This is a genomic window from Thermostichus sp. OS-CIW-29, from assembly GCF_054058195.1.
Genome location: NZ_JBSSAB010000023.1, coordinates 1 through 12992, shown reverse-complemented (window position 1 = coordinate 12992; position 12992 = coordinate 1). Strand labels below are relative to the sequence as shown.

Below are 12992 nucleotides of genomic sequence, written 5' to 3'. Positions count from 1 at the left end.
CTGAATATAGAGCCCTATCCTATTCCATTCCCCCAAGCCAGGGGAAACTCTCTCGGCGGTTGCCCTTGATAGCAAAGCGGTTTCGCTTGGGTGGCAGGACAATCTTGCTTCGGGATCGCTAACTTGAGGGTACTTGATGGAGCCAATTCCTGATGTTGAAACCTCGCCACACCCTCAGGCTGCTCGCGCCAGCAGGACAGGATCCTCTCCTCTCCAAGGGGTGGAGTTCTCGCGCGGTGAGACCGGTCGCCATTGCCCTACTCAGCATTCTTGCGGCATCTGGGATGGGATCCCCTGCCCATGCCCAAGATCTGGGCCGTTTGCTGATTCATGGCCTTCAGTGGCTGCAGGTGAGCCAGTTGAACGATGCCCAAGAGGTGAGCTTAGGCCGCCAGATCGATCGACAACTGAAAGCGCGGGGACAACTTCGCCTCAGTTCGGATCCCTACTGGGTCGAGCGGGTGAACCGCATTGGCCAACGGGTGGCCGCCCACAGCGAACGGCCCCATCTGCCCTACACCTTTCAAGTGGTGGAAGATCCCGACATCAACGCCTTTGCCACACTGGGAGGCTTTGTCTACATCACCACTGGTGCCCTCGCAGCCGCCGACAACGACGACCAGATTGCCGCCGTGCTGGCCCACGAGGTGGCTCACATCGGCGAACGCCACGGCCTGCAACAACTGCAGCAGGCTGCCACTGCCCAGTTTGGGGCTCAATTGTTGGGGCTCAACGACAGTACCCTGGCCGCTCTGGCCCTGGAATTGGGAGTACGGCGCCCGCAGAGCCGTGAGAACGAGTTTATCGCCGATGAAAAAGGTCTGGGGGCAGCCTATCGCGCCGGGTTTGACCCGCAGGGCATGCCGCAATTTTTGGCCAAGTTGCAATCCCGCGGATCTGTGCCAGAGTTCCTGCGCACCCATCCCCCCGTCTCGGAGCGCATTGCCCGCCTCAACCAGCTCATCATTCAGCACGGCATGGTCAGCCCAGCCGGTCAGACCGTTCCACTCCACGGCTCCGGCGGCTCCATTTGGCCCTCCGGATCCCCCGAACAAACCCAACGCACCGAGATTGAGATCCTGCCGCTACTCCCTGTCCTGCCCTAACTCGGCACAGAGGGATCCCTTCTGCCCAAGGCCGGCTGAAATGGCTCTCGCTCCCAATCTTTGGCCTTGATGACTTCCTGTGTTTCTTGGTCGGGGATGGCTACTGGTGGAGCTATGCTTCACAGCAAAGGCAGGCCACGCAGTCTCCGCAACTGGTTGAGGTGGGCCGGGCAATCACAGCCGAATAGGGCAATAGCTGCGTTGCTTTCTTCAAGGGTGAACTCCAGAAAGGGATGCTCTGTCACCTCGACCTCAACCCAGGACTCCGTCCCGCTAACGCGAGTGGCTGGGATGGGATCCTTCTGCTCGGGAACAAGGAGAGGATGTCTCCACGGCAAAGAACGGGAGCGGACGACACCCAAGTCAAATGGGGGCGCATCCGGGGCAGAAGCCCAAGCCGCAGGAGCAGACAAAAGCAGCAACGCCCACAGAGCCGGTGTAGCCCACCTTGCCCAGCGCCAATAGGAATAGGGGATCCCTGCCATAGACTTTGCTAACTCACTAGTGTACCGTCCGCTTTGGATTTTGCCAGGGAGTGGCTGAAGCGAAGAGGACGTCATAGCTGCGCAACGCTAACGCGACTGGCCGGCATCGTCTCAGGAACCGTTGGGTCACAGCCGGCGGATCCCATGCCAAACTTTGGTTTAGAATATTTTTAGATTCGAGATTCAGTCTCACTCATTTGAACTTGGGGAGGCCAACCTTTAGCCCTGCCAAGGATATCCCTCTTCTGCAGCGCTCCACTGGGATCTAGCTTCCTGCCCTTTCCCGTCCTGTTTTGTTCATTATCTCTACCAACTCAGGAGTTTCTTATGGCCGTTCCAAATGGTCATTCCGGCACGCTTCCAGAGCAAGAGGCTTCTTCTATGGGAAAGGACGCCCTCCCGCTAACGCAAACGGGTAACGCTCTAAACCTGGCTCCCCTGCCTGCTGATGGGGCCTCTGCGGCTGCTCAGATGCCGGTACTGCTGGGGGAGAAATCCGGCCCGCCCGTGTTTCCCAGCCCTGTCAAGTTCAGCGAAATTGAGATTGACCACCGTCCGGTTGGGGCTTCGACCCTGAAAGTGGTGGATTACTATGCCGACGGACGTCCAGTTGCTGCTGCAACTCTCAAAGTCGTGGACACTTGGGGGGAGGGACGCCCAACGGTTGCCTCTGGCGCCAAATTCATCCATGACCCCGCGCTCAATCGGCCGATAATGGCCGATGGCCTGAAAATTGCCAAAACCTTTATGGGCAACCGACCCATTGAGGCCAGCCCCCTCAAGGTGCTGCGCTAGCCCAGATCCCCAAGGGGGGCCAGGGATCCCCTTGCTAACCTAGGTTAGGGCACAGCAGGGCAGTGAGCATGGAGATCCTGGCGGTTCTCTTGGGGCTGTTGGCGGGCTTGGGAGGAGGAGCGGGCTATCTGGCGGATCAGACGGCGCGGCAGCTTCTGTTGGATCAGTTGGATCGGGCAGAGGTTTTGGAGGTGCGCATCCAAAGCCAGCCCAATTACCGGCTGCTGAATGGCCAAGCGGATCGCCTGCTGATCGCCGGTCGCGGGCTCTATCGAGCGCCCTTTCCCCGCATCGAGCTTCTGGAGCTGGAAACTGATCCGGTGGCAATTGACCCCTCTTTTTTCCAGGGGGCTCCCTTGCGCCTGGCGCGACCTCTGCAAGCGGCGGTACGGGTGTTGGTGCGGGAAGAGGACTTGAATGCTGCCCTCAACAAGCCGGAGGTGCTCCGCCAGTTTCAGGATATCCGCGCCGATCTGCCTTTTGGGGGAGCTGGAAGGGAAGCTCGCCGTTTTGATCTGCGTCAGCCCCGCGTCGAGTTTTTGGATCCCAGCCGCATTCAGCTCTCTGCCCTCTTGGTGGAGAAAGACGGCGGTACTGAGCAAAAGGACTCCGTCCCGCTAACGCGAGCGGTGGAGGTGGTGTTTAACACCGGGATCCGCGTGGAAGAAGGGCGCAGCCTAAAGCTGGAGAATCCGGAGTTTGTGATCGGTTCTGTGCGGGTTCCCGATGAGATCTCAGCAGCGTTTTTGGGCGGGCTCAATGAGGTGCTTGACCTGCAAGAGCTGGAAGAGATTGGGATCCTGATGCGGGTGCTCAGCCTAGAGATAGAGCCTGACCAGTTGCAGGTGATTGGGTTTGTGCGGGTGGAAGGGTTGGAAAGGACCTCGTCCCGCTAACGGGGATCCCCATTGAGCAGGGATGAGCTCCCCAGGGCTGCGCTCTAGCAGGAGAGCTGCTCTGTCAAACTGGATAAAGATCAGCCAGGCTGGAGATGGGATTATGGCCTTCGATTGGTTTCGCCGCCGCTATACCGACTCTACCGACTCTTCTGGTGAAGCAGAGCCTTCGCCACCGGCCCCGGAACCGGCGGAGATCTCCCCGGAAGACTATTTGGCCTTCGCCAAAGCCGCCTATGCCAACCTGAAGGCCCGTACCGCTGCCCAAGCCCCACCGGCAACCCAGGACTCTGTCCCACCTGCGCCAGCGGAAGGGATCCCTGCAGAATCCGTCCAGCCACAGCCACCGGCCTCGACTGAGGACTCCGGCCCACTTGCCCAAGCAGAACCCCGTGAACCCGTCCAGTCCTCCACTCCAACACAAGAACCAGCATCTCCAGAATCGCCCCCTGTGCAGCCGGCGGCAGCTCCCTCGTTTTTCGATCTGGCTCCCCGTGCTGCTGAGCGTCTCCAAGCCCTGCAAGCCAGCGCCGTGGATGAGCCCAAACCCGAGCCGGTGACTCCAGCCGTTGCTCCTTCTCCAGAGACTGGGCCGGAAGAGCTGGTCTTCGATGAGGGCTTCCGCTGGTCAGCCGAGATCCTGGCGGCCCAAGGGCGCAAACCGGAAGAGATTTCCGTTGAGGAAATCTCCTGGCTGCAAAAGCTGCGGCGAGGCTTGGGCAAAACTCGCCTTAACCTGATCAACCAGTTGAAAGCCCTGGTAGGCCGCGGCCCCCTGGATCAGAAGGCTGTGGAAGAAATTGAGGCCCTGTTGCTGCAGGCCGATGTGGGGATCGACGCCACCGAGCAGATCATCCAAGCCCTACAAAAGCGCATGCGAGAGGAGGTGGTGCCCCCAGAGGAGGCCGTCAAATACCTCAAGCAGCAGATGCGGCAGATGTTGACGGTGGGGAATCCCACCTTTGCCCCACAACGGGACACGCTCAACATTTGGCTGATTGTCGGGGTGAATGGGGCGGGCAAAACCACCACCATTGGCAAAATTGCCCATGTCGCCCGCAAGTCTGGATACCGCTGTCTGATTGCTGCTGCTGATACTTTCCGGGCTGCTGCTGTGGAGCAGCTCAAGGTTTGGGCAGAGCGAGCAGGGGTAGAGGTAATCGCCAATCCCTCTCCCAATGCCGATCCGGCAGCGGTGGTTTTTGACGCCATCACAGCCGCCAAGGCCAGGGGCACCGAGTTGCTGTTGGTGGACACGGCAGGCCGTCTGCAAAACAAGAAAAACCTGATGGACGAGCTAGCCAAGATCCGCCGCATCGTTGACAAAAAAGCTCCCGAAGCCAAAGTAGAAAGCCTTCTGGTGCTGGATGCCACCCAAGGGCAAAACGGGTTGCGCCAAGCCGAGGTGTTTGCCGAGGCTGCCAAGTTGAGCGGTGTGATCCTGACTAAGCTGGATAGCACCGCCAAGGGGGGGATTGCCCTGGCCATTACGCAGCAGATGAACCTGCCCATCCGCTTTATCGGCGCCGGCGAGGGGCTAGAAGATCTGCGGCCTTTTTCCAGCTACGAGTTTGTGGAAGCTCTTCTAAGCGAGTATTGAGGCACCCCCTCTCTGAGAAGGGCCATTGTGAAAGAGAGACACACAGATCCAGGCTTTGTTGGGCGTCGCCCCCGCTTTCTGCCCTGGAGTGCTGCAGTGGTGGGGGCAGGTTTGCTTTGGGCTTGGGGTGGGCACCGCTGGATCCAGAGCGGGTTGAACCTGGTTCGGGCGGGATCCACGCAGGATACAGAAGCTTTGCAGGAATTTGTAACCACCTTGGCTCAGGTGTTGTCGGGGGTGCTGGGCTTTACCCTCTCGGTGGTGGCCATTGTGGTGCAGTTGAGCGCGGATCGCTTCACGCCAAAGGTCACGGAGCTGTTTTTGCGCGAGAAAGTCAATTTCTACCTCTTCTTTTTCCTGATTCTGGCCAATGTGGTCAGTTTGTGGAGTTCGGCAGCCCTGAGCCTTTACGTTCGCGTCGGCGGTGTGGAGCAACAACGTCTGGGGCTGCTCATCGGTCTGAATTTGCTGCTGGGCACAGCCTCGTTTTTGGTGCTGATCCCCTACTTTCGCTTCGTGTTTCACTTCTTGCAACCGGCCTCGATTATCCATCGCATTGAGCAGCAGGTGCGGCAGGCCGTTTTGGGATCCCTTGCTTCCAGGAGATCAGGATCGGACTCCGGATCCAAGAGGGGCTATTTCTCCCGTTGTTCACTGCAACTGCGGCCTCGTCACGACAACGTTGTGCAGCAACAGCGATGCGCAGGAATACAGGGTGCCGTAGGCATAGCAACAGAGCAGCACTCTCCAATGGGCGAATGCTCGCCAGCTCATCAGCGCTGCCTCTCGGCTCTGGATGAAATCAAAAGCATCGCCACCAGTGCTCTCCGTCAGCAGGAGGGGAGCATTCTCCTGGAAGCCTTGGACAGCTTGAAGTCTCTGTGGGTCTTCTATGCTGCTCACAAAGCACAACTGCCCCCTGCCTGGTTTCTCTTTACCCCGGCTCTGCGGCGGGATCCGGACTTTGCTTCGGTGGATAGGGGCCTGCTGGGCCGGATCGAGGCAGAGGGATCCTGGCTGGAGCTGAAGATACTGCGGCAGTATCAAGCCTTGTTTGCCGAGGGGCTAAACGGCATGCGCCAGGCGAGCACCCTGGTGGCCATTCACAGCCGGGAGCTGGGGATCCGCGCCCTGGAAGCCCAACAACTCACGGTAGCGGGGTGGGTGATCAAGTTTTTCAACACCTATCTGCGGGCCGTCATCAACGCGCGAGACATCCGCAGCGGCTACAACCTGCTCAAGCAGTACCGCTTGTTGGCCGAGGCAGCCCTACAACACCGCCAGTCGGCTCTGGTCTTGCAGATTGTTGGCTACTTTCGCTACTACAGCTTAATTGCCTACAAAGCTGGCCTCTTTTTCCTATCTGAAACCTTTGGCTTTGATCTGGGAATGTTGGCCCAGTCGAGCTGTGCTCTGGGCTCTGAAACAACGGAAGCCATTGTGCAAGCCTTGTTACGTCTGGATCAGGATCCCGAAAGCGAGCAACAGGAAACCACCCTGCGTGGGATCCGCAAAACCCAAGTCCGCTTGGCAGCCTATTTCCTCAGTCGTGGCCGGGAGGACTGGGCCAGGCTGATCTATCAGGATATGCAGCACGAGCCCCTGGCGCGCCTGCAGAGCATCCACCAAGAGCTGCTCTCTACGGCTGCAGAGTTTTGGGAGTTTACCGACCGGGGGGAGAACTTCTACTACTTGGAGCCCGCTCTTTGGCCCTATGCCGATCGCGTAAGCGGGACGGAGTCCTTTCGCGTCAGCGGGACGGAGTCCTTGCAGTTTTTTAGCTGGTTTCAGGGCTTAACCTTGCCGGCAGATAAGCTGAAGAGCATGACTCTAGTCAATAATAAGCTCAACTATACTGAAAATAATGTATAATATGTTCAGTACGGATTACTACCAGTTGATCTTTCTGTTTACTTTCGAGTCTGCCAACATGGTAGCCAAAGCAAAGCAGAAAATTGGTAGTAAGACGACACGGAAACTGCGCTTTGGGTATTCTACTCAAAGCTTTGCGGGATACCGCCATTCTGGTTGGAAACAAACAGAATGCTATCGCTGCATAGTTGAACAGTGATGTTCAGCAGTGTTCAGCGTAAATGTATCAGCTCCTCTGGATCTCTGGAGCTTCCCTAAAAAATTCTGCCGCTCGCGTAAGCGGGACGGAGTCCTTGTCTAGTCTGGTTAGAGCCGCCCCTTGCTGACTTGTCCCATCGCGTTAGCGGGACGGAGTCCCATGCGTCCTTTCGGCAACCCCAACCGTCTGGGCAGTTCTCCTAGCCGCAGATCCCTGCCGGGATCCAGCTCCTTCGTTCAGTTTCGCCGCGACCCGCACCTAGTGCCCTTTTGGGGCCTAAGCCTACTAGTCATGGGCCTGGCAGTGCCTCTGTTTGTGCTTTCGGGGGCGGATCCCAGTTTGGCCGGCTGCGACGAGAGCTTTTATGCCCAAATGGCCCGCGAGCTGCTGCGGGGAGGGCATTGGCTGGGGCCCACTTTTTTGGGGGAGCCTTTTTTCGAGAAACCCCCTCTGCTCACCTGGAGCGTGGCCCTCAGTTTTGCCCTGTACGGGGTAAACGAGTGGGCAGCGCGGCTGCCAGGGATCCTCGCTGCTTTGCTCTCCATTCCCCTGGTGGGTTGGATTGGGTGGTTTTTTTTGCCGATGCGGGCGGCCTTTTTGGGGATGGCGGTTTTGCCCCTGTGCTACCTCTGGGTGCAGCAGGGGCGGCTGGTGGGGCAGGATGTGCCCTTGACCTTTCTGGAGCTGCTGGGGATCCTGGGGCTGGTCAACGGTATCCGCGGCCACAGGGTTTGGTTTTGGCTAACCGGAGTGGCCTTCGGGCTGGGCCTGCTGATGAAAAGTGCCATGATCCTGCTGCCGGGGGCGGCTTTGATCCCCTATCTCGTGCAGCAACGGCGCCGCTGGATGGGATCCGCCCCATTTTGGCTGGCGCTTGGGCTGGGCTTGGGGATTTTTGGCCTCTGGCTAGGTCCAGCCATGCAGGTGTATGGCCCACAGGTGCTGACCACCCTGGTGGGGAAGGTGTGGGATCTGGGGCAAGAGCCCTTCCATGCGGATGCCACCGGCTGGTACTACTTTTGGCACATTCCCGTTCATGGCTTCCCGTGGACGGTTTTGGCTTTGGTGGGTGGCTTTCTCCTGGTGCGCCAGCAGCCGGGATCCACGCTGCTAATCTGGTCTTTCCCCCTGCTGCTGCTGTTGTTGTTGCAGCTTTATCCCACCAAAACCCCCTACTACACCGTGCAGCTTTACCCTTGGCTGGCTCTCTTGGCCGGGGTAGCCTTGGATCAAGCGTTGGCTATGCGGGGTCGCGTCAGCGGTGCGGATCGCGTTAGCGGGACGGAGTCCTTGCACTTAAAGCCCCGTCTGGCTCAGGTGATCTCTTGGGGCCTGGCAGCGGTGGGGCTGCTGCTGTTGGGTTTGGGGGTGGCCGTCCGGCTGGGCGTAGACGGTCTGGAGCTTCTGCAATCCCACGCTTGGCCGCTGGTGGCGATGGGTCTTTTGTACCTCTTGCTGCCGGGGATCTGGAGTTGGTGGCGGGTGTTGCGCTGCGCCGGCGAGCTGTGGGTGGGAATCCTCTTGTTGGCCGGGATCCTCGCCATGATCACCATCGTCTTGCGGCCTGATTTCGGCAACTTCAGCCCTGCTTTTGCCCAAATGGATTGGAACCAAATGCTGCCCCCGTCCGTTCGCGCTATTCGGACGGAGTCCTCGACAGAGTCTGGGGAGACGGTGGTGGATATTGGCCGCAGCGGCTTGCCGGATGTCTGTCAGGCCCAGGCCATCGCTTTTTATACCCCTAATCCGGGGAGATGGGTGGATGATCAGGCTCTGCGACGAGGGGAGCATGGAGACTACCTTTGGGTATCTCCGGTGCAGGCAGAACAGGTGGAGATCCGGGATTTGGGGTTACAACCTCTGGCGGAGGTGGAGGGCTGGCAACTGGTGCGCCGTTTGGATCCCCTCTTGGAGCAGGGCAGCGGGGAGCCTCTTTGAGTTTAAAAATCTTAAGTTTAAGAATCCTAGGAAGTGTTAAAGCATGGCGGGAATAGCGGAATCGGGCCGGTCGTGGGTGTCTCTAGAGCGTACCTGGGTAATCCAGGGATTGGCTTGGCTGGCAGCGCTGCTATTTGTGGCGGGGGTGATCCTGCTGGCGGGGGCTTCACCTCTCCAGGTGGCGGCCAGCATGTGGCAGGGGGCCTTCGGCACTGAAGCTCAGTTTGGCCGGGTTTTGGCAACGCTGGCTCCCCTTGTCCTCTGCTGCTGTGGGCTGGTGTTTACGTTTGTTGCCGGTCTCTACAACTTGGGCATCGAAGGGCAAATGGTGGTCGGGGCAATTGCGGCCACGTTTCTGGTGCGTCTGGAAGCGGGATGGTTGCCGCCGCCACTGGCCATTACCTTGGCGCTTTTGGCCGGGATCCTGGGGGGGGCGGGCTGGGGCCTGTTGGCTGGGATCCTGAATGTGTGGGGGCGGGTCAACGAGATCTTCGCTGGGCTGGGGCTGAATTTTGTTGCCCAAGGTTGGGTGCTCTACCTGATCTTCGGCCCTTGGAAAAGGCCGGGGGTGGCTTCCATGAGCGGGACGGAAGTGTTGGATCCCCGTCTGTGGTTGCCCACCTGGGGGCGGTCAGAGGCCAGTCCGGTGGCGTTGCTGCTGGCCCTGTTGGCTTTGGCCCTGACGGTGCTGGTGGTGGGCAACACTCGCTTCGGCCTGCAGTTGCGGGCGGTGGGGAAAAACCCTGTAGCTGCTTTCCGGTTGGGGATCCCGGCTACCCGCAGGTTGCTCATGGCATTTGCCTGCTGTGGGGGCTTAGCAGGGCTGGCGGGCGCCTTGCAGGTGTTGGCTCTGTTCCATCGCCTCATCCCCAATATCTCCAGCAATTTGGGCTTTCTGGCCTTGTTGGTGGTGATGCTGGCAGGCTTTAACCCCCTGCTGATTTTGCCGATTGCCTTTTTCTTCAGCAGTCTTAACATCGGCAGCTTGCAACTGCCTCTCTCTTTGCAATTGGAGTCTTCTTTGGCCGGTGTGATTCAGGGATCCCTGGTGTTGTTCGTCTTGCTGGCCCAAGGGATCAGCCGCCGCTACTTCCTTGGGAAAGGTTAATGGCTTCGGCGATTTCTGGGATCCCTTTGCGTTAGCGTTGCGCAACAACGAGATTTAACTCCTATCGCGGGGGAAAACTTTGGATTTTTCTGCTCAGGACAGTGGTGCGGTTCCTCTGCCGTAGGCATAGCACCATCAACATCGGGAAATAAGGTTATCGTAGAAGGATGAATCGGACATCCCCTTTTTCAAATCGACCGCTCATCGGCGTTACCACCCGCAACCGCAATGACGAGGGAGACTTTGTAGCGCCAGGCCGCTATGTGGATGCCATTCGTGCTGCCGGAGGGATCCCTGTTCTTTTTCCCCCAGGCGAAAGCGAGCCCCAGGTTTTGCTGTCTTGGGTGGATGGCCTGGTGTTGACCGGTGGCGGCGACCTCTGCCCCAGCACCTTTCGCGGTAGCGGGACGGAGTCCTTTGGAGAGGATCCGCAACATCCCCAGGTGCGCTATGTGAACGCGGAGCGGGATCGATTTGAGGTGGCCTTGGCTCAGGCCGTGCTGGCCCAGGGGATCCCTGTTTTGGGCATTTGCCGGGGGATGCAATTGTTAAATGTGGTCAGTGGCGGCAAGCTGTTCGCGGTAGCGGGACGGAGTCCTTTCGCGTCAGCGGGACGGAGTCCTTGCACTTCCGTCTGTTTCAAGCCTTTGTGCAGGCAGCACTGCGTTTTTCCCCGCGCCTAGCTGGCCTGCTGCCCAACCCTGAGCCCGTACCCCAAGTCGCCTGAGGAAGGTTCCCGGCCAGAGGACAGTCCTGCCGTTGGAGAATCATCCAACAGTTATCCCGTCAGTTATCCCGTGCTAACTTCTAGGCGGTGCCCCCTTGTCAAGAAGCGCCGTTGTCGCTACGCGACGCTAACGCGAACGCGGTAGCGGGACGGAGTCCTTTCCCGTCAGGGTGCCGTGGGCATATGAACAGGGAGCGACCGCTGGAGAGGGTTGTCTCTCTAGGGCTGGCTTTTGCCAGCTCAGCTCTTTTGGGTGCCTGCGGCGAGTGGAACTCTTCCCGAGCAGACCGGGTCAGTTGCCTAGCGATGCCTTTGTGCGCCTTTACGATGCCATCGGCAATGAACTCTGGAGCCACCAGTTTAGAACCCCTGACCAAGAAAACTGGGTTGCAAGCCCTGCCCTTAAGGGCGGCTTTTACTTCATCGCTACGTGACGCTTTCGCGGACGCCTGCGGCGGCGCAGAGCGCTATAGTCTGTCTTAGTTGGGGCACCGGTGAAAGTAAGTGTATCGCGTCCGCAGGCTCAAGTTAGGAACTTCCCCACAGTTGCACCAGTTGGCTTTGGCAGCAGGCCAGCTGTATTCCCAAACCCTCGTTTCCTTTTGGCGGGTAGTCCGTAAAAAAGGTTTGTGGTTGAAACCCGCAAGCTTAATGCGCTGGTTCCCCAACAGCCCAGAAAATGAGCTCCATGCCCACAGTGCTGACGCCGTAGTGCAGAGCTTCTGTGCTGCCCTGAAATCCTGGCGCAGCCGCCGCAACAGCGACCCCACCGCCAAGCCCCCCAAAAGACGGCGGCGCTACTTCAAGGTCATCTGGAAGTCCTCTGCCATTAGGGTTCGGGGTGGGAAGTTAGTTCTTTCCAACGGCAAGACCAACCCGCCTGTGGTCATTTCTTGGGCGTGGGAGACTCCAGTCTAAGTAGAAATCGGCTGGGACGGCAAGCAGTACGAGCTGCGGGCCTGCTACGACCCCAGCAAACGGCAGGCGGAGAGGAAAGAAGAGGAAACACCAAAGGCCGGGGAAGTGGCAGGGGTGGATTTGGGAGAAGTGCATCTGGCCGTTGCCCACGATGGGAAGGAAACTTTCATAGCCAACGGGCGGTTGCTGCGTTCCCAAAGGCGTTACCAGAACAAGCTGAAGGGCAAGCTCTCCAGGCTAATGGCTCGCAAGAAGAGAGACTCACGGCGGTGGAAGCGGTTAGTTCGTTCTAAGCAGCGTCAGTTAGCTAGGCTGGCAAAGCAGATGGCGGACATTCTCCACAAGCAGACGACCAGGTTGGTCTCCACGCTCCAAGCAAGAGGCGTGCAGACGGTTGTGATTGGGGACATCCGGGATATCCGGCGGTCGGCCCAGTACAACAAGGTAGCCAACCAGAAAATCCACCAAATGCTGTCGGGACAGGTGCGGCGGATGCTCACCTACAAGGCAGAGCAGTTGGGGATGCGGGTGGTGTTGCAAGAGGAGCGGTACACCTCGCAGAAGTGCCCGCGCTGCAACATGCTCCACAAGCCCAGTGGTAGGGAGTATCATTGCCGAGCCTGTGGCTTTAGGTTTCACCGCGACGGTGTGGGTGCAGTGAATTTGAGACGGAAGTATCTGGGGCAGTTCGATGTCCCAGTAGTTGGGGTGATGGCATCCCCCATTGGGTTGAGGTATTGGCCTCACGCCCAATGTAGCCCGGCAAGTGAAAGTCGTTTCACAAACCGGGAAAGAATCCCTCGCCTTTAGGCGGGAGAGAATGTCAATGGATCGGTTCTCTTGCTTCGGATAGAAGGGGAAATCTTTGGGTGGCGGGGGTAACTTGGGGAGCCTTTCCTGACCAACCCCGATCGCGTCAGCGGGACGGAGTCCTTGCGGGCATGAAAGATGTCTTGGTACTCAAATACGCTCGTTAGGCTGAGGCTTTGCCAGGGCGGGATCCCTCTGCGGCAGCTCAACACCCCAGTAGCCAGCAGAAAGCTGCCCCATGCTAGGCTCTAGGCGGTGCTGCCCTAGTCGGCAAGGGGGGACTTGAAGGATATGAAAAAAAGGGTGGGCAGGGTAGTTTTCGCAAGTGCTTTAACTTTTTTTGCCAGTTCAATTCTTCTGAGAGCCTACGGTTCGCATTCAATCGAGTGGGCTCGCCAGTTCGGAACTCCTGCGAATGAGGTGGCTGACTCTATTGCTGTCGATCGCGCCAGCGGTGCGGAGCACTTTCGCGCCAGCGGTGCGGAGCACTTTCGCGCCAGCGGTGCGGAGCACTTTCGCGCCAGCGGTGCGGAGCACT

Annotated in this window: 11 protein-coding genes and 1 pseudogene; 11 read left to right on the top strand and 1 reads right to left on the bottom strand. The window is 58.8% G+C overall.

Annotated elements, in window-relative coordinates; genetic code table 11:
* The first annotated feature begins 152 nt into the window (after nt 1-152).
* On the top strand, nt 153-1106 hold the full coding sequence (locus ACVWZJ_RS09120) for a M48 family metallopeptidase (protein ID WP_011431982.1): 954 nt from the start codon (nt 153-155) through the stop codon (nt 1104-1106).
* Nucleotides 1107-1225: 119 nt separating this feature from the next.
* Here the strand turns inward: ACVWZJ_RS09120 and ACVWZJ_RS09115 are convergent, their stop codons facing one another.
* Complete coding sequence (locus ACVWZJ_RS09115) at nt 1226-1591, bottom strand: hypothetical protein (RefSeq protein WP_041436106.1); 366 nt, start codon at nt 1589-1591, stop codon at nt 1226-1228.
* Nucleotides 1592-1972: 381 nt separating this feature from the next.
* Between ACVWZJ_RS09115 and ACVWZJ_RS09110 the strand changes: the two genes are divergently transcribed.
* The 10 genes and pseudogenes from ACVWZJ_RS09110 to ACVWZJ_RS09065 all read left to right on the top strand — a co-directional run bounded on the left by ACVWZJ_RS09110 (nt 1973) and on the right by ACVWZJ_RS09065 (nt 12454).
* Nucleotides 1973-2386, top strand: a complete 414-nt coding sequence (locus tag ACVWZJ_RS09110) for a hypothetical protein (protein WP_457388252.1) — start codon at nt 1973-1975, stop codon at nt 2384-2386.
* A 68-nt stretch (nt 2387-2454) separates the two neighbouring features.
* Nucleotides 2455-3282 (top strand): LmeA family phospholipid-binding protein, encoded by an 828-nt coding sequence (locus tag ACVWZJ_RS09105; protein ID WP_011431980.1) that lies wholly within the window; start codon nt 2455-2457, stop codon nt 3280-3282.
* 103 nt (nt 3283-3385) lie between these two features.
* The gene (gene ftsY, locus ACVWZJ_RS09100; protein WP_011431979.1) at nt 3386-4882 is read left to right on the top strand and encodes a signal recognition particle-docking protein FtsY; all 1497 of its coding nucleotides are present in this window, start codon (nt 3386-3388) and stop codon (nt 4880-4882) included.
* Between the two features lie 27 nt (nt 4883-4909).
* Nucleotides 4910-6754 (top strand): DUF2254 family protein, encoded by a 1845-nt coding sequence (locus tag ACVWZJ_RS09095; protein WP_049749549.1) that lies wholly within the window; start codon nt 4910-4912, stop codon nt 6752-6754.
* A 4-nt stretch (nt 6755-6758) separates the two neighbouring features.
* A pseudogene (locus tag ACVWZJ_RS09090) lies at nt 6759-6942 on the top strand (hypothetical protein); the annotation flags it as partial.
* Nucleotides 6943-7112: 170 nt separating this feature from the next.
* The gene (locus ACVWZJ_RS09085) at nt 7113-8891 is read left to right on the top strand and encodes an ArnT family glycosyltransferase (protein ID WP_011431977.1); all 1779 of its coding nucleotides are present in this window, start codon (nt 7113-7115) and stop codon (nt 8889-8891) included.
* A gap of 43 nt (nt 8892-8934) precedes the next feature.
* Nucleotides 8935-9999, top strand: a complete 1065-nt coding sequence (locus ACVWZJ_RS09080) for an ABC transporter permease (RefSeq protein WP_011431976.1) — start codon at nt 8935-8937, stop codon at nt 9997-9999.
* Between the two features lie 167 nt (nt 10000-10166).
* Nucleotides 10167-10682, top strand: coding sequence for a gamma-glutamyl-gamma-aminobutyrate hydrolase family protein (locus tag ACVWZJ_RS09075; RefSeq protein ID WP_457395869.1), 516 nt, complete (start codon nt 10167-10169; stop codon nt 10680-10682).
* Between the two features lie 548 nt (nt 10683-11230).
* Nucleotides 11231-11644, top strand: a complete 414-nt coding sequence (locus ACVWZJ_RS09070) for a hypothetical protein (RefSeq protein WP_457395867.1) — start codon at nt 11231-11233, stop codon at nt 11642-11644.
* Nucleotides 11645-11650: 6 nt separating this feature from the next.
* On the top strand, nt 11651-12454 hold the full coding sequence (locus ACVWZJ_RS09065; RefSeq protein ID WP_457395896.1) for an RNA-guided endonuclease InsQ/TnpB family protein: 804 nt from the start codon (nt 11651-11653) through the stop codon (nt 12452-12454).
* The last annotated feature ends 538 nt before the right edge of the window (nt 12455-12992 follow it).

Bases quoted from the DNA above. Each gene is read 5' to 3' on its own strand.
- ACVWZJ_RS09085 (WP_011431977.1), top strand. From the start codon at position 7,113: ATGCGTCCTTTCGGCAACCCCAACCGTCTGGGCAGTTCTCCTAGCCGC.
- ftsY (WP_011431979.1), top strand. From the start codon at position 3,386: ATGGCCTTCGATTGGTTTCGCCGCCGCTATACCGACTCTACCGACTCT.
- ACVWZJ_RS09105 (WP_011431980.1), top strand. From the start codon at position 2,455: ATGGAGATCCTGGCGGTTCTCTTGGGGCTGTTGGCGGGCTTGGGAGGA.
- ACVWZJ_RS09110 (WP_457388252.1), top strand. From the start codon at position 1,973: ATGGGAAAGGACGCCCTCCCGCTAACGCAAACGGGTAACGCTCTAAAC.
- ACVWZJ_RS09075 (WP_457395869.1), top strand. From the start codon at position 10,167: ATGAATCGGACATCCCCTTTTTCAAATCGACCGCTCATCGGCGTTACC.
- ACVWZJ_RS09080 (WP_011431976.1), top strand. From the start codon at position 8,935: ATGGCGGGAATAGCGGAATCGGGCCGGTCGTGGGTGTCTCTAGAGCGT.
- ACVWZJ_RS09115 (WP_041436106.1), bottom strand. From the start codon at position 1,591: ATGGCAGGGATCCCCTATTCCTATTGGCGCTGGGCAAGGTGGGCTACA.
- ACVWZJ_RS09120 (WP_011431982.1), top strand. From the start codon at position 153: ATGTTGAAACCTCGCCACACCCTCAGGCTGCTCGCGCCAGCAGGACAG.